This is a genomic window from Paenibacillus sp. FSL P4-0127 (assembly GCF_038007325.1).
Taxonomy (GTDB): domain Bacteria; phylum Bacillota; class Bacilli; order Paenibacillales; family Paenibacillaceae; genus Fontibacillus; species Fontibacillus macerans.
The window spans coordinates 3,670,261-3,690,245 of sequence record NZ_JBBOWY010000001.1; the positions used below are offsets into that span (position 1 = coordinate 3,670,261).

At 54.0% G+C, this 19,985-nt stretch carries 22 protein-coding genes and 1 pseudogene; 22 read left to right on the top strand and 1 reads right to left on the bottom strand.

Translation table 11 applies throughout. The features are described from left to right. Positions 1 to 9: 9 nt before the first annotated feature. From NYE74_RS16550 to NYE74_RS16600, 11 genes and pseudogenes are all read left to right on the top strand, one after another. The gene (locus NYE74_RS16550) at positions 10 to 780 is read left to right on the top strand and encodes an ABC transporter ATP-binding protein (protein ID WP_036622055.1); all 771 of its coding nucleotides are present in this window, start codon (positions 10 to 12) and stop codon (positions 778 to 780) included. After that, positions 755 to 2,725, top strand: a complete 1,971-nt coding sequence (locus NYE74_RS16555; RefSeq protein ID WP_316561321.1) for an ABC transporter permease — start codon at positions 755 to 757, stop codon at positions 2,723 to 2,725. The genes NYE74_RS16550 and NYE74_RS16555 overlap by 26 nt, the downstream gene beginning before the upstream one ends. 46 nt (positions 2,726 to 2,771) lie before the next feature. Next, on the top strand, positions 2,772 to 3,389 hold the full coding sequence (locus NYE74_RS16560) for a DedA family protein (protein WP_036627974.1): 618 nt from the start codon (positions 2,772 to 2,774) through the stop codon (positions 3,387 to 3,389). A gap of 84 nt (positions 3,390 to 3,473) precedes the next feature. Beyond that, on the top strand, positions 3,474 to 4,385 hold the full coding sequence (locus NYE74_RS16565; protein WP_155620375.1) for an undecaprenyl-diphosphate phosphatase: 912 nt from the start codon (positions 3,474 to 3,476) through the stop codon (positions 4,383 to 4,385). A 277-nt stretch (positions 4,386 to 4,662) separates the two neighbouring features. After that, a pseudogene (locus NYE74_RS16570) lies at positions 4,663 to 4,851 on the top strand (alcohol dehydrogenase); the annotation flags it as partial. A gap of 234 nt (positions 4,852 to 5,085) precedes the next feature. Continuing rightward, entirely contained in the window at positions 5,086 to 5,259 is a 174-nt protein-coding gene (locus NYE74_RS16575) for a hypothetical protein (RefSeq protein WP_155620374.1), read from the top strand. Positions 5,260 to 5,296: 37 nt separating this feature from the next. After that, the gene (locus NYE74_RS16580) at positions 5,297 to 5,818 is read left to right on the top strand and encodes a GNAT family N-acetyltransferase (RefSeq protein WP_316560749.1); all 522 of its coding nucleotides are present in this window, start codon (positions 5,297 to 5,299) and stop codon (positions 5,816 to 5,818) included. Positions 5,819 to 5,881: 63 nt separating this feature from the next. After that, positions 5,882 to 6,376, top strand: a complete 495-nt coding sequence (locus NYE74_RS16585) for a GNAT family N-acetyltransferase (RefSeq protein ID WP_036622061.1) — start codon at positions 5,882 to 5,884, stop codon at positions 6,374 to 6,376. A 121-nt stretch (positions 6,377 to 6,497) separates the two neighbouring features. Then, positions 6,498 to 7,004: a GNAT family N-acetyltransferase gene (locus NYE74_RS16590; RefSeq protein WP_036622063.1), complete on the top strand. Its 507-nt coding sequence runs from the start codon at positions 6,498 to 6,500 to the stop codon at positions 7,002 to 7,004. A 24-nt stretch (positions 7,005 to 7,028) separates the two neighbouring features. Then, a complete protein-coding gene (locus NYE74_RS16595; protein ID WP_082207740.1) occupies positions 7,029 to 7,424 on the top strand; it encodes a zinc ribbon domain-containing protein in 396 nt (131 codons plus the stop codon). A 368-nt stretch (positions 7,425 to 7,792) separates the two neighbouring features. After that, positions 7,793 to 8,215 (top strand): NUDIX hydrolase, encoded by a 423-nt coding sequence (locus tag NYE74_RS16600; RefSeq protein ID WP_036622065.1) that lies wholly within the window; start codon positions 7,793 to 7,795, stop codon positions 8,213 to 8,215. 66 nt (positions 8,216 to 8,281) lie between these two features. On the opposite strand, the gene NYE74_RS16605 is transcribed toward NYE74_RS16600, so the two are convergent. Beyond that, on the bottom strand, positions 8,282 to 9,562 hold the full coding sequence (locus NYE74_RS16605; RefSeq protein WP_036622068.1) for an APC family permease: 1,281 nt from the start codon (positions 9,560 to 9,562) through the stop codon (positions 8,282 to 8,284). A 126-nt stretch (positions 9,563 to 9,688) separates the two neighbouring features. Between NYE74_RS16605 and NYE74_RS16610 the strand changes: the two genes are divergently transcribed. The 11 genes from NYE74_RS16610 (at position 9,689) to NYE74_RS16660 (ending at position 19,954) form a co-directional block, all read left to right on the top strand. Next, positions 9,689 to 10,624 (top strand): LysR family transcriptional regulator, encoded by a 936-nt coding sequence (locus NYE74_RS16610; RefSeq protein WP_036622069.1) that lies wholly within the window; start codon positions 9,689 to 9,691, stop codon positions 10,622 to 10,624. Positions 10,625 to 10,744: 120 nt separating this feature from the next. Next, positions 10,745 to 12,226, top strand: a complete 1,482-nt coding sequence (locus NYE74_RS16615; protein ID WP_036622071.1) for an amino acid permease — start codon at positions 10,745 to 10,747, stop codon at positions 12,224 to 12,226. 157 nt (positions 12,227 to 12,383) lie between these two features. Further along, complete coding sequence (locus tag NYE74_RS16620; protein ID WP_036622073.1) at positions 12,384 to 12,902, top strand: HXXEE domain-containing protein; 519 nt, start codon at positions 12,384 to 12,386, stop codon at positions 12,900 to 12,902. A gap of 40 nt (positions 12,903 to 12,942) precedes the next feature. After that, positions 12,943 to 13,557 (top strand): class I SAM-dependent methyltransferase, encoded by a 615-nt coding sequence (locus NYE74_RS16625; RefSeq protein ID WP_036622075.1) that lies wholly within the window; start codon positions 12,943 to 12,945, stop codon positions 13,555 to 13,557. Between the two features lie 149 nt (positions 13,558 to 13,706). Further along, positions 13,707 to 14,210, top strand: a complete 504-nt coding sequence (locus tag NYE74_RS16630) for a GNAT family N-acetyltransferase (RefSeq protein WP_036622077.1) — start codon at positions 13,707 to 13,709, stop codon at positions 14,208 to 14,210. Positions 14,211 to 14,254: 44 nt separating this feature from the next. Next, positions 14,255 to 14,884, top strand: a complete 630-nt coding sequence (locus tag NYE74_RS16635) for an NUDIX hydrolase (protein ID WP_036622079.1) — start codon at positions 14,255 to 14,257, stop codon at positions 14,882 to 14,884. 36 nt (positions 14,885 to 14,920) lie between these two features. Next, positions 14,921 to 15,232 carry a hypothetical protein gene (locus NYE74_RS16640; protein WP_036622080.1) on the top strand — a complete coding sequence of 104 codons (312 nt, stop codon included), beginning with the start codon at positions 14,921 to 14,923 and terminating at the stop codon, positions 15,230 to 15,232. A gap of 27 nt (positions 15,233 to 15,259) precedes the next feature. Continuing rightward, entirely contained in the window at positions 15,260 to 15,796 is a 537-nt protein-coding gene (locus NYE74_RS16645) for a GNAT family N-acetyltransferase (RefSeq protein WP_036622081.1), read from the top strand. 507 nt (positions 15,797 to 16,303) lie between these two features. Further along, positions 16,304 to 17,260: an ABC transporter permease gene (locus NYE74_RS16650; protein ID WP_423804257.1), complete on the top strand. Its 957-nt coding sequence runs from the start codon at positions 16,304 to 16,306 to the stop codon at positions 17,258 to 17,260. Between the two features lie 41 nt (positions 17,261 to 17,301). After that, entirely contained in the window at positions 17,302 to 18,189 is an 888-nt protein-coding gene (locus NYE74_RS16655; protein ID WP_036622084.1) for a carbohydrate ABC transporter permease, read from the top strand. Between the two features lie 94 nt (positions 18,190 to 18,283). Then, positions 18,284 to 19,954: an extracellular solute-binding protein gene (locus tag NYE74_RS16660; protein ID WP_316561669.1), complete on the top strand. Its 1,671-nt coding sequence runs from the start codon at positions 18,284 to 18,286 to the stop codon at positions 19,952 to 19,954. The last annotated feature ends 31 nt before the right edge of the window (positions 19,955 to 19,985 follow it).

A 19,985-nucleotide genomic window follows, 5' to 3' on the forward strand; every position in this document is an offset into this window, starting at 1 on the left:
TAAGGCCGTATGGCGGTGCTGGAAGTGCATGGACTATCCAAAATATATGAAGGCAAAATCGCCACCAAAGCGCTGGACGGCGTCACCTTCCGGATCGATAAGGGGGAATTTGTCGGCATTATGGGGCCGTCGGGCAGCGGCAAAACGACGCTGCTGAACGTCATCTCCACCATCGACGAGCCGACCTCGGGAGAAGTGATCTTGAACGGGCAGGATCCGCACCGGCTGAACAAGGAGCAGACGGCTTTGTTCCGGCGGCGCGAGCTCGGGTTCATTTTTCAACATTTCAACCTGCTCGACACGCTGACGGCGGAGGAAAACATCGTCCTGCCCTTAACGCTGGACGGGGCGCCCGTCCCGGAAATGAAGGCGAAGGCGCGGGAAATGGCGCGCCGGCTCGGCATCGAAGGCGTTCTAAGCAAGCGTACCTATGAAATGTCGGGCGGGCAAATGCAGCGGACGGCGATTGCCCGCGCGCTGATCCATGAGCCGTCGCTGATTTTGGCCGACGAGCCGACGGGCAATCTCGACTCCAAAGCGTCGCGGGACGTGATGGAGGCGTTCGCCGCCATGAACGGGTCGTACGAAGCGACGATCATGATGGTCACGCATGACGCGCTGGCGGCAAGCTACTGTCACCGGGTTATTTTTATCAAAGACGGCAAGCTGTATAACGAGATCTACCGCGGGGACAACCGTCAGGCTTTTTTCCAGAAAATCATCGACATGCTGTCGCTGCTGGGAGGGGACAGCCATGACCTTTCGTCAATTCGCCTTTAACAACGTGCTCCGCAACAAACGGACGTATGCCGCTTATTTCCTGAGCAGCTCGTTTTCCGTGATGATCTTTTTCGTCTGCGCGCTGTTTCTGTTTCATCCCGGCCTGCGCGGGCAGGTCGTGTACAGCTCGGCGCTGCTCGTGCTCGCTGCGGCGGAAGTGGTCATGTATGTGTTCGCTTTTTTCTTTGTGATCTATTCCGTGGGCTCGTTCCTGCGTTCCCGTAAACGGGATTTCGGGATCATGCTGCTGCATGGAATGACGGAAAGGCAGCTTCGCAAGCTCGTATTTCTGGAAAATATGCTGATCGGCGCAAGCTCGATACTGTGCGGGATCGGCGTAGGGCTGCTGACGGCCAAGCTGTTTTTGCTGGCCGGCTCCGAGCTGCTGGGCGTATCTCCGCTGCCGTTTCACGTTCCCTGGCCCAGCCTGCTGCTGACGGTCGCCGCGTTTTTGCTCTTGTTTCTGCTGATCTCGCTCTGCACGACGCTGCTGCTTGGCTCCCATCGGCTGATCGAGCTGTTTCAGGCCGGGATGAAGCCGGCGGGGCCGCCGCAGACGTCGGCCGCCTTATCGCTGCTCGCGGCCGGGCTGCTTGGCGGCGCATATGCGCTGGCGGCGACGGCGACGGCCTCGAGCGTGCTGGTCCGCATGCTTCCGGTAACGGCGATGACGATCGTGGGAACGTATTTTTTCTATACGCAGCTCAGCGTCTTTTTGATCAGGGCGGCGCAAAAACGGCTGCGTTTTTATTGGAAAAAAACGAATATGGTCACGGTGTCGAGCCTGGCCTACCGGATGAAGGAAAACGCGCGGATGTTTTTTCTCGTCACCATCATCGCGACGATGGCGTTTTGCGCGGTAGGAACTTTTGCCTCGATCAACCGGCTGGCGGACGGGTTTGCGGCGGATTATCCGGCCGATATCGGGTATGTCGCCAAGGCGGGAAGCAGCGTGGAGGAGAACCATCTGCGGCGGATTCGCGGCGAATTGGACGCCAAGGGGGTGGCGTATCGTACGGAAAGTTTGCCGATTTTTTATGCCAAAGTCGTATCTTCGACATCCGATTTTCCCGTAGCGTGGATGCCGCTGATTTCGTTTTCCGGTTATAAACGGGCCGTGACGGCGGCGGGGATCGCTTTTGACGAGAAGGAGCCCGCGGACGGGGAAGCGCTGGTGCTGCTCGGCTCGGAGCGGGAATTTCGCCTGCTGGAGCAGCGAAAAACGGCCGGCTATGTGTTTGCCGGAGGGGCGGTGGGCACCCGGGTCCGGGAAAGCGGACTGACGCGGCATGTGGCGATTCCGGAATCTTTGATCGAGCGGGCGGGGAACGATCTGGAGGGCTCCTTTTCCGGCCTGGTCGTAAGCGACGGACTGCTGAAGCGTCTGGAGGCGGCGGCGAAGGATGGGGAGCGGCGGGTCGACCGATTTACCGGCTTCTATGTTGATAAAGTGGAATCGACGCTCGGCGTAGCGGCGGAGTTGACGGATCACGGAAGAATGCGCTACGACATGGATAAGCCCTATGCCTTGACGGTAAGCGGCACGTTATACGAGGTGCAGCGGACAACGTACCGGGCGCTGCTGCTGTTTGCCCTGCTGGTCGGTACGGTGTTTTTCATCGCGGCGGGAAGCTTCCTTTATTTCCGGCTGTACAGCGATCTGGAGTATGACCGGCGGCAGTATGGGGCGCTGGCGAAGCTGGGGCTGACGGAAAAAGAATTGGCCGGCATCGTCACCAGACAGGTGGGCCTGTTGTTTTTCGTGCCGATCGCGCTGGCGATCGTGCACAGCTTATTCGCGTTCAAGGCGATGCAGAGCTTGTTCAGCTTTTCCGTGGCCTGGCAGACGGTTGCGGTTTTGGCCAGCTTTTTGCTTGCGCAAGCCGCCTATTTTCTGCTGATTCGGGCCCGTTATTTGCGCAATGTGAAAAAAGCGATTCGATAAAACGGTTTGGAGGTACGACGTGGAAAATAATTGGATTACGGATTTTATGGAGCAGTATGGGTATTTCGGTATTTTTCTGCTCATCGCCCTGGAAAATGTATTTCCGCCGATTCCATCGGAAGTGATTTTGACGTTCGGCGGATTTATGACCACTTACACCAGCCTGACTCCGGCCGGTGTCATCCTCGCCTCCACCTTGGGTTCGATCTTGGGGGCGGTGATCCTGTACGGGATCGGCTTGCTGGTTAACGTGGACCGGCTGGAAGGCTGGGTTGAACGCTACGGGCGTTTTCTCCGCCTCAAAAAGGAGGACATCCGCAGAGCGGACGCCTGGTTTGACCGCTACGGCTACTGGACGGTGCTGTTCTGCCGCATGATCCCGCTGATCCGCAGCCTGATTTCCGTGCCGGCGGGGATGGCCAAAATGAAGTTCGGACTGTTCCTGCTGTTTACAACGGTCGGCACGTTGATTTGGAACGTAACCCTCGTATTGGTCGGTGCGGCGGTGGGAGGCAACTGGGGAAAAATCGTCGCGTTTATGGACGTTTATTCCCATATCGCCTACGGAGTGATTGCCGCCGCCGCGGCGGCCGTGCTGGTATTTTGGCTGCGCAAAAGAAGGGGCGGCGGCGCTCGCCGGACGCCGGAGAAGTCGGCGGACTGATGGACGAAATCATAGGCGGAATGGTAGAATGGACGAATGGTAGAATGACGGATGGGATGATTGACTAGCAAAGGAGAAGTTGAAATGATTGATTTTTTGCATCTGATCAAAGCAATTATTCTGGGGATGGTGGAAGGACTTACGGAATTTGCCCCCGTCTCGTCGACAGGGCATATGATCATTGTGGACGATATGTGGCTGCGAACCGAACAACTGCTGGGTTCCAAATACGTAGCCAACACGTTTAAAGTTGTGGTCCAGCTCGGCTCGATTTTGGCCGTGGTAGTCGTGTTCTGGAACCGGTTTATGGAACTGCTCGGACTGTCCCGTTTTATGGGAAAGAAAGGGAGCGCTTCGGCGTGGTCTGACGAGATGATCGTGGCGGAGGACGGGTCGTATCGGCCTCGGCAGCTTAAACATGGCGGCGGATCGCGGCTCAAGCTAACCCAGGTCATTGTCGGGCTGATTCCGGCCGGCGTATTGGGCGTCCTGCTTGAGGATTTTATCGATGAGCATCTGTTCTCGACAGCTACGGTATTGATCGGTTTGGTGGTTGGAGCCTTGCTCATGATTGCGGCCGACCGGTTTGCGCCGAAGGGGGCCAAGGTGGAAACCGTCGACCAAATCACTTACAAGCAGGCGTTTGCGATCGGCCTCTTCCAATGCTTGTCGATTTGGCCGGGCTTCTCCCGTTCGGGATCGACGATTTCCGGCGGGGTGCTGCTGGGCTTAAGCCACAAGGCGGCCGCCGATTTCACCTTCATCATGGCAGTGCCGATTATGGCCGGAGCCAGCGCTCTTTCGCTGGTCAAGAACCTGCAATATTTTACGCCGGATGTACTGCCCTTTTTCATCGCCGGGTTTATAAGCGCATTTGTGTTCGCTTTGCTGTCGATTCGCTTTTTCCTGAAGCTGATCAACCGCGTCAAGCTGGTGCCGTTTGCGGTGTACCGGATTTTGCTGGCGATCGTAATCTATTTCGCGTTTTTCTTCTAAGCCGGCCGGATCCGGATTCAAGCCTTGTGTTAAGGCAACTGCCGCGGCTTATAAAAGCAACAGTAAAGCGCCCTGGTTTTTGGGCGTTTTTTGTTTTTTTGCGCGCTCTTTTTCATGTGAGCTTCGCTGAAGATGGTATAATACGGATAGGTTAACTGGATCCGAATTACCAGGTGGTCCGGAGGATAACTTAGGCTTGCCAAGGAGTTTACATGGAACAGAAATCGCTTATTTTGCTCGGGAAACGGCAGCTGAAATGGATCACAAATGAGCTGCCCTGTTAACCATATTGTCTTGCGATGCGGCCAAAGGTGTTTTAAAGCTTCTTCCGGGGGAAAAAGATAAAGTATTAGTTACCGGTATGGGGACCATGGGGCTATTAAGCGTTTATTTTTTGAAGCAATATATGAGAGTTAAGCAAGTGGATGTTTTAGAGCCTAATTCCTCAAGAGGCGTTTTAGCCAAAATATAGTGCAAAAGTGCAGTTGTTTGGCTTGATATCGGTAAAAAATTAGTAGATTTGTTGTGAATGAGCTGCATTTTTGCACTTCATCAGTCTAGGCAGGGGATTTTGGTCGAATCCAACTTCACTTTCCCCACGCATTTCGCGCGATTTCGGGGGGAGCACGCATGACAGGATATTCAGAAAGTACCGAGAATATAGTTATTCAGAAAACCATTGATGGAGGGTGATCCAAGGATGAATGCCGTTGGACCAAGCTTTGGTATGTTCGAGATTCTACCTGTATTGATGCTGCTGGTATACATTGTAGTTGTTTGTTTAGGGATTTATGCCCTTGTCTTGTTTATCAAGCTCGCCCGCCGGGGAATCGAGGCCTTGGATATTTACCTGTACGAAAAGCGGGGAAGGTAATCGCCGTTGAAATCGAGAACGGAGGAGGGGCCGCCCAATGGATATCCGCATAACGGAAATTCTCCCCGAACAAAAAGAACTTTTTCTAAACCTTTATAACCTCTATTTGTACGATTTATCCGCATTTACGGGCGAGGACCCGGCGGAAGACGGAAGATTCGATACGTCGAACAATGCCCTGTATTTGGAGCGAAACGAATTGTTCCCTTACTTTATATACTGTTCCGGCAAAGTAGCGGGTTTTGTCCTTGTCTGTTCGCCTCCGTTTGTTCCGGATGAGGTCGATTATGCGGTGCAGGAGTTGTTTTTGCTGAAAAAATACCGGGGCCGGCAGATCGCGCAAACGGCGGTGGCGGAAGTCATGGGGCGGTTGACGGGACGGGTGAGGGTAGAGCAGCTTAAGAACAATGCAGCAGCCGCAGCGTTCTGGCGGAGTTTCTACAAGCAGCATTCGATCGTTTATACGGAAACCTCCGAAAGCGTGGAAATCGAGGGTTTGCCCGGGGTTCACGAAATGCTGGCGCAGACGTTTGCGTTGAGTCCAAACTTCCTCAAATAGAGTATAATTATGGGGAACGTGTTGCGTCCGTTCAAATCAAAGTGAAGCCAGACGGAGTTGAATATGAACCTGCCAAATCAAGCAATCAGTCTTAGTTTATACGATCAAAAATACCTCGAGGCGCTAGAACGCTTTGAGCTTCCCGAAAATCAGGCCGGTTTCACCGCTTTGCCTTCCGGGGCGTTGGAAATGTCCGTGAACGATCCGGACCGTTACCCGATAGTTATATTGGCCGATGGGAGGGTGCCGGCCGGATTTTTCGTGCTGCATCGAAACTCGGAGTTCGTCCCCCTGGTCGGGAATCCGCGGGCCCTGCTGCTGCGCGCGCTATCGGTCGATTTCAAGCACCAGGGAAAAGGCTACGCCAAAGCGGCAATGCTGCGGCTGCCTTCGTTTGTGCGGAAGCATTTTCCGGAAGCGGATGAGATCGTGCTGGCCGTCAACCATCAAAATTACGCCGCACAGAAGCTGTATGCCGGGGCGGGCTTTGAAGATCGCGGCTTAACCAAGATGGGCCCCAAAGGCCTGCAGCATATTTATCATTTCCGGGTGAGGTGAGCGGACACTTGAAAATATACCCTTTCGGAATCGAAGCGGGGAAAACGGTTGCTGCGTTTGAAAGCCAAAATTTGATCATGTCTAAAATCTTGAGTCAAATACAAATGGAGGCCCATACAAATTGATTACTTATCGGGAAATTAGGGAAGAGGATGCCGAGCGGCATTTGAATTTATGTTTGAAGCTGGATCAGGAAACGAAATTTATGCTGTTGGAACCGGGAGAACGCAAAACGACCGCGGAGACGCATCAAGAACGGATTCGTTCGATTACCGAATCGCCCAATTCCACGATCATCGTGGCTGAAGCTAATGGGGAGTTGGTCGGCTATCTGGCGGTAAATGGCGGGGGCGCCAACAAGATAAAGCATCTCGGCCACATCGTAATCGGCATTTTGAAGGACTACACCGGGAAAGGCGTCGGAACGGCCCTTTTTCAAGCCGCCGAGGCTTGGCGGACTCGTTCCGGTTCCGGCATCACGAAGTTTGAACTTACGGTCATGGTGCCGAATGAATCGGCCATCGCGCTGTACAAAAAGGTGGGTTTTGAAATCGAAGGGACGAAAAAAAATTCCATTCGGATGGACGGAAACTACGTCGACGAGTATTATATGGGCAAGACGTTTTAGTTCATTCCCCGGAAGGAGGCTCTCATGATTCAATGTCCGTGGTGCGGAGAGCGGGTGGTACTGATTGGCGATGTTTGCCCTGAGTGCAAGCATGAGGTGCTGCCTGAGCATTTGGAAGGTCGGGAAAACGCTGCTGACAAAACGCCGGTTGACGCCGGCGGCGATATGGAGTATTTCGATCTGGAGACAGTGCTGGAAAATCGCTTTAAATGCGTAAAATGCGGCAGCCGGGAAGGTTCGGTTAAGGAAGTGACCATGAGCGGCACCGGGATTAGCAAAATCATGGACATCAATTATAACCACTATCTGTTTGTCTCTTGTTTGAATTGCGGCTACGTGGAAATCTATAATCCGGATGTGCTTAGCGGGCATACATCGGGCAAGTTCTCAACGATCCTGGATCTTTTGTTTGGCCGCTAAAGCTTGGTTAACAAAACAATTGAAAAAGCTTGCTTGCGGGAACCAGGCTGCCCGAGAAACGCTGGCGAGAAAAGATAAGGGCAAAAAAGGGCGTTATTCCGGCGATATCTGTGAATTGTAGAGAAATAGAGGAAATTTATGCCGCTATTTCCCACGTCACAAGAAAATGCCCGCGCTCTGCACCATTTTTGGAAAAATAAGGACAAAAAATGCCGCTAATAGGATGAACATGCCTGGCTACGGCGAATAAGCACAAAAAATGCCGCTATTTTGAAGGCCCAGCGGCCAACGGTTCGTCCATCCCGTATCCGGCTGTCGAGCAACCGATTTCTAAGCGGGGTCATAAATTCGAGGAAAGTTGGCCTGTTATGAAACGAACGGATGTCGTGTACCTGCTGATCACAAACGAGGCGAAGACGCAGGTTTTAATGGTGAAAAACGAAAATGAAGCCTGGACGTTGCCGGGAGGCGCGGTGGAAGCGGGCGAAACGCTCCAGACGGCGGCGATCCGCGAAGCGAAGGAAGAAACCGGGCTGGATGTCGACGTGTTTGGCGTTGTCGCCGTCAATGAATTCGTGCATACGGAAAAAATGGAGCACGTCGTACTGCTGACCTTCCGCGCCGAAATCAAAGGCGGCAGACCGGAGATTACCCGGCCCGAGGAGATCCTGGACATCGCCTGGGTGGACGTGAAGCGAGCCGATAAGCTGATGCCTTATTATCCGGAAGGAATCAGCTCCATTGTCGCCAAAGGCGTGGAGGTTGCTTATTTTGATGAAGGAGAAATTTAAGCAGCCCCGATATAAGAAAAAAGGCCTGCCGGGATGATAAGCCGTCACCGGGAGGCCTTTTTCGATCTAGTGCTCCAATGAAGTTGTTTTGCGCCGGCCGGCGCGCAGCCCGATGACTAGGAACAGCAGCGCGATCAGCAGCGGATACAGCATCGCCCAGCCGGTGAACGGAAAAACGGCGGCCGTGGCGATAAAGGAAATCCAGCTGATGATAACGCCGGCGCGGTTGCCTTTTAGCAGCTTGATGCCGGCCGCGCACCCGCCCATATACGTCAAAATGAACGTGGCGTTCGGGAACTGGATCAGCGTAGCCAAAGAGAGCGCCCCGCCGCCGTACAGCAGGATCACCACCGCAAAGCAGAAGGCGAGGAACAGCAGCGCGCCAACCGGCGTGTGAAACCGGGGGGAAAGGCCGCTCCACCATTTGGGCGCTTTTCCTTCCCGCGCCATGGCGTAAGCGACTCGGGCGGCGGCGCCGGTGTACGCGATAATGCCGGCCATGCAGATGAACAGCCCGGTCACCCCGGCGACGATTCCGCCCCAAGCGCCAAGCGGCTGGCTGATGATCCACACCATCGAAGAATCCGAACCGCTTTTTAAATAGCTTTGCGTCCCGACGGTGGCCAGCGCGGACAGGAAGTACAGGATGCCCACGATGATCGCGGCGGCGGTCACGCCTTTAATCGCCGCTTTTTGCGGATCTTTAAATTCTTCGGACATATGCGATACCGCTTCCCAGCCGATAAAGCACCAGAACAGCATGGACGCCGCTTGACCGACACTAAGCCAGCCATGCGGCAAAAACGGCGTAAAGTGGGCGCTCTCCATCCGCGGCAATGCCGCCGCAAAGGAAAAAACCAGCACGGCGGCGATCGCGATCACGACGGCGATTTGGATTTTGCCGGCAAGCTGCATGCCGATCCAGTTCGTGAACAGCCCGATTGCCAGCATAGCCGCGGCTACGGCGATTTTGGCCCCTTCGCCCCAGCCCAGCGCGGCCGTCAGATAGCCGGCCCCCGTCAGAGCGGCCACGGGCGCCCCGATCGGCACCGACATCAGAAAAAACCACCCGACCAGCGTCCCGGCCCGCTCGCCGTAAGCGAGCTTAACGAAGTGGGAGACGCCGCCGGCGTTCGGATATTTGGCGGACAGCAAGCCCATGGACAAAGCCATCGGCAGAATCAGCAAGATCATAAAGCCCCAAGCGAGCAAGGAGGCCGGGCCGGCCAGTTCGGCCGCCAGGCCGGGAACGATCAGCACGCCCGAGCCCAGCACGGCTCCGATATAAAGGGCGATGGCCTGCGGCAGGCCGATCCCCCGTTGTAGTTTGGTTGAGTCTTCTTTCATTCGAGTTATCCTGCTTTCCTTGTGTTTTTTTCTAGCGTATCAGATAATCTATTCATAGGAAAAACAGAATTATTGAATATTATCCATTCGATTTTTCGATGGTTCGATAGAAGGAGGCCGTTATCTATGGAATCCCGCCATTTATTCACGTTTTTGGTCGTGGTGGAAACCGGCAGCTTTACCCGCGCCGCGCAGAAGCTGGATTACGCGCAGTCCAGCATCACGGCGCAAATTCAGGCGCTGGAGTCCGAACTGGGACTGCCTTTGTTCGACCGGATCGGCAAAAAAATCATGCTGACCGATGCCGGACGCCGGCTGCTGCCGTATGCGCAGGAGATCGCCAAAATTCATTCCATGGCCAAGGATGCCCTGCATGCGGAAGCGGAGGTGTCCGGTTCCCTGAAAATCGGCGCCCCCGAATCGCTGGCCGCTTTTCGCTTGCCGGAGATTATTCGCGATTTCCGCCTCCGGTATCCGGAGGTGCAGATCATTTTGCAGCCGGGACAATGCTTGGAATTAAGGGAGCGGGTGCGCTCGGGGGAATTGGACGTGGCTTTTCTGCTGCAGCCGGAGGTGGAGGACCGGGACCTGCATATCGAGACGCTCGTTCAGGAGCCGATGGCGCTGGTGGCTCCGGCCGATCATCCTCTGCAAACGAAGAAGGAGGTCCAGCCTGCGGACCTGAAAGATCAAACGATTTTGCATACCGAAAGCGGCTGCTCCTACCGGACGTTGTTTGAACATTATTTGAACAGCCACGGCGTTTTTCCCGACCCGAACCTCGAATTTTGGAGTATCGAAGCGATCAAGCAGTGCGTCATTTCGGGCCTTGGTTTATCGTTCCTGCCGCTGATTGCCGTCCGCACCGAGCTGCGCGAGGGCAAGCTGGTCAAGTTAAACTGGGACGACGTATCGCAGCGCGTGGCCACACAGCTTGCCTATCATCAGAAAAAGTGGAGATCCCCGGCGCTCGCGGAGTTTTTGGAGTTAATCCAGAATTACGCGAAGCGGTGGCGGAGCGAGGAAGAGACGGACGCGAAGACGGAAAAAAGAGGCGCATAACCTTTAAGGCCAGACGCCGTACCTCAAAAAGGAAACGTCTAACTTGAGGCGATAACATACTTTTGCTGTAATTCGCAAATACTTCCAGTGATCTTAAGTCGGATGCTGGAGGGAGTTATTATGGCAAAGACGGGCGAAGCCAAGGCAGGCTTAACGACCTTTCATTTAACGATGATGGCGCTGGGAACGGTGGTCGGAGGTTCCTTTTTCCTCGGTTCGGGGGTAGGCATTAAAGCGGCGGGGCCTGCGATCCTGCTTGCTTATCTCATTGGCGGCGTGTTGGTATACATCATCTTGTACGCTTTATCGGAAATGACGGTGGCCGATCCGGTTTCCGGCTCTTTCCGGACGTATGCCGAAAGGAGTTATGGAGCGGGGGCCGGGTTCGTCACCGGTTGGGTGTACTGGATCGGCTTGATCTTTGCGATGTCCAGCGAATCGATCGCGGCTTCGACGTTTCTGCGGGTGTGGTTCCCCAACCTTTCGCCGGGGGTTGCCGGGACGGTGATCATTGTTGGCGTTACGCTGCTCAATTTATTGGGCGCCCAACATTTAAGCAAGCTGGAAAGCAGCCTTGCGGCGGTCAAGCTGATCGCCATCGCCGGGTTTATCGCGATCGGCCTGGCGATTATAGCGGGCCTGATGCCCGGCGCTCCCGCCGTCGGGGCCGGCGAGCTGCGCTCCGAACCGTGGCTGCCCGGAGGAATCGCGGGCATTGCCGGCAGCATGCTCACGGTCGTTCTCACCTATGCCGGCTTTGAGGTGATCGGGCTGGCCGCTTCGGAGGTGCGCAATCCCCGGAAAACAATTCCCCGCGCGATTAATTTGACCTTAATCAGCCTGATCGGCCTTTACGTCGGAGCGATTGCGGTCATTTTGCCGCTGTTTCCGAGCCGGGGAATCATCGCGGACGAAAGCCCGCTCGTGCTCTCCCTAACCCGTTGGGGGATGGGGTGGGCCGGCACGCTGATGAACATCGTCATGATCACCGCCATTTTGTCCACGATGCTGGCAGCGATGTTCGGACTGGGCCGGATGATCCGTTCTCTGGCGGGGGAAGGGCATGCTCCAAATTGGCTAAAAGATGAAACGGATGTTCCTTACCGGGGAATTCTTTTTTCGGGCGCGGCCATGTTGGCCGGCTTGGGTCTCGGCTACCTGCTGCCGCAGCAGGTCTATCTGTTCCTGCTCAGCCTCGGGGGATTTTCGCTCCTGTTTTCCTATTTCATGATCCTTGCTGCCCATTATAAGTGGCGCAGGCGCACCCCCTGCTCCCCGGAAGCCGCCTGTCAGCTCCCGGGTTTTCCTTATACCTCCTGGCTGGGGCTGACCGCCTTGGTTGCGATCATCGCCAGCATGCCTTTTATTCCGGGACAGGGGACCGGCTTGATCATCGGCCTCATTCTGGTTGCTTTGCTGGCGGGAACGTACTACTTGAAAACATGGATTGCCGGCCGGCGAGCCCCGGGCATGGGGCAATATTCCGGCAACGCCCCGGGACGAAAAGGCCGAGTTGGCATGCCGCTGGCGCAAATGGAAGCCGCCGAAGAAGTCGCCAACTCGGATCGGCCCTCCCGAAAGGGTCCGGATGAACCAAAGTAACACCTTTCCAAGCCGGAGGTTCTTCGTTAGTAACAATTTCATAGAACAACACAGCTGCAGATGATATAGTAAAAGTCGTACTATCGTTTGCAGCTTTTTTTGCGGCGGATATTGACGGCAAAGCCCGCGTACATACGGAAAGTGAGGAGGATTTCCAATGGATTCGATAAGTCTGCAAACGTTGGTATGGTTGTTTATCGTCGCTTTTGTCATTCATGATTTGGAAGAAATCATTTGGGTGGAACCATGGATGAAAAAAAACGCGCGCCGGGTGGCGCCTGCCCTGCCGCTCCGCATGAGGCCGGCGTTCGAAAAGATGTCGCGGTTGACCAGCAGCCAATTTGCCGTGGCGGTCCTCATGGAGTTCATCATCTTTATTCCCTTTACGTACATAGCAGCGGAGAAAGGCCGCTTTTTCATGTTTTTGGCGTTTAACACCCTGTTCTTTTTGCATGTGTTTACGCATCTCGGACAGTCGCTTTACTTGAGGAAGTACACACCGGGCGTCGTGACCGCGGTATTGGTCGTTCTTCCCTATACCGTATATCTGTTTTCCCGGCTGCTCGGCGAAAAATGGGTCACTTGGGGAGAGATTTTGTTCAGCGTCCCCGTCGGGTTCATCCTGGCCCCCTGCGTCCTGCTTGGGCATGAGTTAGGGAGAAGGATCGTGAAATAGAAGAAGTCCATAAGAAGTCCATAAGGAGGCCTTTTGAAAAATGCAGGATATCTTCAAACAGATTCCCTTATACCGGTTTTTAATGTACTGTCAGGAGACGGAGATGCCCAGGCGGATATTGGATTGCGGGGCCGGCGGCGATATGCCGCCTTTAAGTTTGTTCCGGTCCTATGGTTACACGACTTACGGTATAGACGCTGACCCGAAGCAATGCGAAATTGCCGGCGATTACGCCAAACAAAGAGGGCTGGAGTTGAACATCCGCCAGGGGGATATGAGACGGTTGGAATTTGCCGATGATTCGATGGGGTTCGTTTACTCCTATAACACGATATTTCATATGCGTAAAAAGGATGTCGAACAAGCTTTGAAGGAAATGAAGCGTGTGCTGATGCCCGGGGGCCTTATGTTCGTTAACTTTCTCACCACGAATGATTTCCGCTGCGGTCAAGGTCCTCATCTGGGAAATCATGAATATGAGCAATTTGACGATGACTTGCCGGTGATTCATTCCTATTACGATCCGCAGGAACCCGACAGTTTGTTCGCCGGTATGGAAATCTTATACAAAGAGGACAGGGTGCTTGAGCGCATTTATGAAGGGGAAAAAATCAGGCAGGGCTTCGTGGATTACATTGTTAAAATGCCTAATTGATTTCATCGGATTGGGGTAGCGTTTACCGTAGGCGGCAGTGTATCATAGTTTTGTAAACATAGGTTAAGGCGTAAGGAGCAACGACCCGGCTGGAGATAGGCTTATCTGTCGGCTGGGTCAAGTTATTTACAGAGAAAGGATTGAAGCAGATGGAGGCATTGCAGATCCGTCCGGCACGGCTAAATGATATCGACGGAATTCGCGAGGTTGCGGTCGAAACCTGGAACAGCACTTATGAAACGATTTATCCGGAGCATTTTATCGCCACATTCCTGAATCACGCCTATTCGAAAAGCAGCCTGGAGCACAGCATCACCCGGGATGAAGCGGACCCGGCCCGAAAGTTTTTGGTCGCTGAGCTGGCTGGGGAAATTGTCGGATTCGGACAATTGAGCGATCCCGTGAACGGGGAAAGCGAGCTGACCCGATTGTATATTTTGAAAGAACATCAAAGGAAAGGAATCGGCAAGGCGCTGCTAGGCGAATTGATCCGTCTCAATGCGTCCCTGAAGGAGATATTTGCTTGGTGCGAACGGGAAAACGGAATCGGCACTTTATTTTATAAATCAAACGGGTTTGCATTTACCGAAGAGAGCGAAAAAGTGGAATTCGGCTACCGCATGACGCTGGCCAAATACGTGAAGAAAATTTAACCCGCCGGCGCGAGGCGGGCCGACCAGAAAGGAAGCGATGGGCGATGGCGGATCATGTACCGCAGCCGTTGTGGCTGGAGTGGGCGAAGCAGATCCAGGCGATTAGCCAGGCGGGCTTGGCTTATTCCAAAGATAAGTACGACCTTGAGCGCTTTGAAATGCTGCGAGACCTCAGCGTGGACATCATGAACCGCTACACCGAGGTGGAGACGGAGAAGATCCGGTCGCTGTTTGCCGCTGAAACCGGGTATGCGACCCCAAAGGTGGACGTCCGCGGCGTCGTGTTTCAGGACGATCGGATTCTGCTCGTTAAGGAGCGGATCGACGGGGCGTGGGCTCTGCCCGGCGGCTGGGCCGACATCGGACTGTCGCCGAAAGAGGTCGCCGTCAAAGAGGTGAAGGAAGAGTCGGGGCTGGATGTCGTGCCGGTCCGCTTGATGGCCGTGTTGGACAAAAAATTCCATCAGCATCCCCCGGAGCCTTGGCATGTATATAAGATGTTTATTTTATGCGAGCAGGTCGGAGGCCGGGCGGAAGCCGGGATGGAGACGCTGCAGGTCGGCTTTTTCGGGGAGGACGAACTGCCGCCGTTATCAACGGAAAGAAACACCTTGGAGCAGATTGGGCGCCTGTTTGCTTTGCGCCATCAGCCGAACGAGGTTTGGTTCGATTAGATTTGCGGATAAGAACCTTGGAAAGGGTGGCGAGGGATGGCCAAACGGAAAACGATGCTTTTTCTCATCTTGTCGCAGATCGTATATGTGTTGTTTATGGCCGTTTGGCTCGTCGTGCTGGGCATTTCCGCGTTTCTGTCCGATTCGCCCGGCTCGGCTGGCGACAGGGGAATGAGGAGCTTTTTATATTACCTTGAGGCTTATCCCGGCGGGCTGCTGCTTGCCCTTATATTAAGCTGGTATTTTTTCGCCAAAGGCAAATGGAAGCGCTCGGTATGGTGGAATATGCTCCCCCTGCTGTGGGTGGTCCCTTATATTGGAATTATGATCTATGCCCAGTTTGCTTAATGTTCGGGAGGAAAGAAGGTTTGGAGTATGCCGCATATTCACGGAAACCGGATCACGTTAAGGGAGTACCGGATGGAGGATCTGCCTTATATCCGGCAATGGGTGAACGATGAGGAAATTACCGGCACGCTGAGCGGTATTTTTACGTTTCCGCATACGCTTCACGAAACCGAGTCTTTTCTGAAAATGACGATGGAAGGGAAAACCGGGAGCAAAGGTTTTGTCATTGCGGAAAAAGATACGCTGGAGTACATCGGTCAAATCGATCTGCATAAAATCGACTGGCAAAACCGTTCGGCCGTGCTTGGCATCGTTATCGGACGCAAGGAGCTGCTGGGACAAGGGTATGGCCGGGAAGCGATCGAGCTGATGAAACGGTTCGTGTTCGAACGGCTGAACTTAAACCGGCTGGAGCTGGAGGTTCTTGATTTTAACGAACGGGCTTACCGTTGTTATCTCGGCTGCGGCTTTAAAGAAGAAGGACGGCTGAGGCAAAAAGAGTTCAAAAACGGAAAATACAGCGATTTGATCATCATGAGCGTGCTGGTGGAGGAATTCCGGTAATAGCCGCTCCATGGAAGAATGACGAAACGGTAACCCCGGATCGTCATTCTTTTTTTTAGCCGAAAAATGGGCTTAACCTAGAAATCAGCTTCATGACGGTCGGCCGCCGGAAAGACCGGTTAGCACGGCCTTCAAATTAGCGACATTTTATGTACTTATTATCCGGAGCCCTGGCATGTACATTTCATTAGCGGCATTTTATGTGCTTATTTTCCTATACATGGTCCAGAACACGGACATTTCCTTGCGACGAGGGAAAATAGATACATAAATTGCCGCTATTTCACTCAAATGAATGGATTTCGCCGGAATAACGACATTTTTGGTTCTTATTTTTTTGGGGCTGATTTGGAGCCGAAAAATGAGACCCCCAATACGAAATCTGAAGCCTTACCCTCGCCCTCATCCCCGTTTACAATAAATACAGGGAATTGGAAGTGCTTACATAACTAGCTTTTGAACAGCATGGAGGTCAGAGGAATGGATATAGAACAGATGACGGAACAGATGGCGGAACCGGCGGCCGCTCCGGAAAGAAACAAGCCGCCATCGGTATGGGGCAAACGGTGGGGGCGCCTGTACGCGCAAAGGCATATTCAAATCATGGCGCTGCTGGGCGTCGCCTGGATGATCGTCTTCAACTACGTGCCGATGTACGGCATTATCATCGCTTTTAAGGAGTACAACATCGTGAGGTCGGTCGCCGAGGCGCCGTGGGTGGGCTTTGACCATTTTAAGGAGTTTTTTCAGGACGACAATTTCGTTAATGTGATGAAAAATACGCTGGGCATCAGCCTGATCAAGCTGATCGTCGGTTTTCCGCTGCCGATCGTCTTCGCGTTGTTTCTGAACGAGATGCGTTCGGTCCGGTTCAAAAAGGCGGTGCAAACGATCTCGTATCTGCCGCACTTTCTGTCCTGGGTCGTCCTCGGCGGGATATTGACCACCTGGCTGTCGGACGTCGGGATTATCAACGATCTTTTGCTGGCTTTGCACTTGATTCAAGAGCCGATTTCGTATCTGGCCGAGCCGAGTTATTTCTGGGGCATCGTCGTCGCTTCGGATGTCTGGAAGGAGCTGGGCTGGTCCGCCATCATTTATTTGGCCGCGATCACGAGCATATCGCCGGAAATGTACGAGGCGGCCACGATCGACGGGGCCGGGAGATTTCAGAAAATGTGGTATATTACCCTGCCTTCCATCAAGGCGACGATTTCGATTTTGTTCATTCTTGCGGTGGGCGGCGTGCTGAACTCCAACTTCGATCAAATCCTGGTGCTGCGCAACGCGCTGAACGAAAGCGCCAGCAACGTCATCGACATCTACGTTTACCAAACCGGGATGTTGTCCGGGCGTTATTCCTATTCGACGGCGGTGGGGCTGTTCAAATCGGTGATCGCGCTCATCCTGCTGCTGCTGGCCAACCGGGTGACGAAGAAGCTGAACGACACGTCCCTGTTTTAGCCGGTGAGGCCAAGTCCAATTCATGAAGGAGCCCTGAGAACATGCTGAATCTAAAAAGAAGAACCAAGGGAGAAGCCTTCTTCGACCTGTGCAACAATATCGGAATGCTGCTGATCTGCTTCGTGACGCTTTATCCGGTCTGGTACGTGCTCGTCAATTCCCTCAACGAGGGGATGGACGGGATGCGCGGCGGGATCTATTGGTGGCCCCGCGCGTTCAGCTTCGAGAACTACGGCGCCGTGTTCCAAAGCCCCGGCATCATGCTGGCGATGGGCATCACCGTGGCCAAGACGCTCGTCGGGACGCTGCTGCACGTGCTGTTCACGGCGATGGTGGCGTACGCTTTCTCCCGCAAAGATTTGATCGGCGGGAAATTATATATCCTGCTCGGCACGGTCACGATGTTTTTCGGCGGCGGGTTGATCCCGACGTACCTGCTGATGAGGGACCTCCACCTGTTGGATAATTTCTTGATCTACATCATTCCCGCGTTGTTCAGCTTTTTCGATCTGATCATCTTTATGACCTTTTTCCGCGAAATCCCGGACGGGCTTGAAGAAGCCGCGAAAATCGACGGCGCCAACGACTGGGCGATCTTCCTCCGCGTGGTACTCCCGGTATCAATGCCGGTGGTGGCGACGATCGCGTTATTCCACGGCGTGTATCAATGGAACGACTATTTTACCGGGGTCATTTACCTTAACAATATGGACCTGCAGCCGATCCAAACTTACTTGTACCGGGTCGTGGCCCAGTCCAGCTCCAACCAGATGGCGGCCCAGGTGCCGGGAGGCATTTCCAAGACGGTGACCTCGCAGTCGATCAAACTGGCGACGATGGTCGTCACGACGCTGCCGATCGTGTTCGTCTACCCGTTTTTGCAGCGTTATTTCGTCAAAGGCATGATGATCGGCTCGATCAAGGGATAAAACGTTTTGCCTAATAAGCAAGGTAGCTGCTTCTTGCCTATCCAGGCAGGGGTTCTATATAATCATATTTCTAAACGAGAAAAGGGGAAAACACATGAGCAAGATGCATAAGCCAAAAAGCCTGCTGCTGTTAATATTCGCGCTGGTCATGGTCTTTACGGCGGCATGTTCGTCCGGCGGCGGCAGCAAGGCATCCGTGAAAGGAGGGGAAGAGCAGCCGGCGGCGGAGGAAGTGAAGCTGACCCGGGACGATCCGGGCTGGAAGGTGGATACCTCCCCGATTACGTTCGACTGGTACATCAACTTTGCCTGGTTTCCGAACAAATGGGGCGAGGACATTACTTCCCAATACGTGACGGAGAAAACCGGCGTGAACCTCAACTTAATCGTACCTGCCGGCAACGAGACCGAGAAGATGAACGCGATGATCGCCTCGGGTTCGCTTCCGGATTTCATCACGATCGCCTGGAGCGAGGACGCGGTCAAAAAAATGATCGAAGGCGGTTTGGTGCTGCCGCTGAACGAACTGGCGGACCAATACGATCCGTATTTCCATAAAGTGACCGATCCGGCCAAGGTGTCGTGGTATACTCAGGAGGACGGCAATATCTACGGCTATCCGAACGCGTCTTCTTCACCGAAGGATTACGAGAAATTCGGCGACAATTTCACGTCCACCCAGACGTTTCTCGTGCGCAAGGATATGTACGAAGCGCTTGGCAAGCCGGATATGCGCACGCCTGAAGGGTTTTTGAAAGCGCTTGAAGACGCGAAGAAAATGTTCCCTGACGTGAACGGGCAGCCGCTGATTCCGTTCGGCCTGCACGATTTCCACGAGAAAGGCAATTACTCGCTCGAAGCCTACATCCAGAACTTCCTGGCGATTCCGCAGGAGAAGGACGGCAAGCTGTACGACCGCACCACCGATCCGGAATACGTCAAGTGGCTGAAAACGCTGCGCCAGGCCAATGAGAAGGGGCTGCTGGCCAAAGATATCTTCGTGGATAAACGTCCGCAGATGGAAGAGAAGATTGCGCAAGGCCGCTACTTCGCGATGCTGTATCAGCGCAGCGACATGGCCAACCAGCAAAACGTGCTCTACGCGAACGATCCGAACTCCGTCTATATCGCGGTTGACGGACCGGCGAACGCCGGGCTGGACCAGCCGACGCTGGCCGGACCGTCCATCTCCGGCTGGACGGTGACGCTGATCTCCAAAAACGTCAAGGACAAAGCGCGGGCGATCCGCTTTCTGAGCTATATGATCTCCGAGGAAGGACAACGCGACACGTACCTGGGCAAGCAAGGCGTCACTTGGGACACGATTGACGGCAAAGACCAGTTCCTTCCTGAAGTTGCGGAGCTGCTCAACAGCGACCGCGGCGCGTTCGACAAAAAGTACGGCGCGTCCCACACCTTCTGGATGCTGATGGATACGAACACGACCCTGGCTTGGGCGCCTCCGGCCGTCGAGCCGTTCAAGCAGACGGAAGATTGGACCCGCGGCAAGTCGCATAGCTTCTCGCAATTCGACCAAATCGATCCGCAAGGCAACTCCGAGGAAGGCGTAATGAATACGAAAATTTTGCAGGAATGGGGCAAAGTGGCGCCTAAGCTGCTGTTGGCGAAATCGGATGCCGAGTTCGATCAGATCTGGAACGATTACTTGAAGAAACGCGATGAGCTCGGATATGCCAAAGTGTGGGAGTACAAACAGAAGAAATACGAGGAGAACATGGCGAAGCTCGCCGAGTTCATCAAATGACTATATAAATGAAGCAGGACAATCCTGGGGT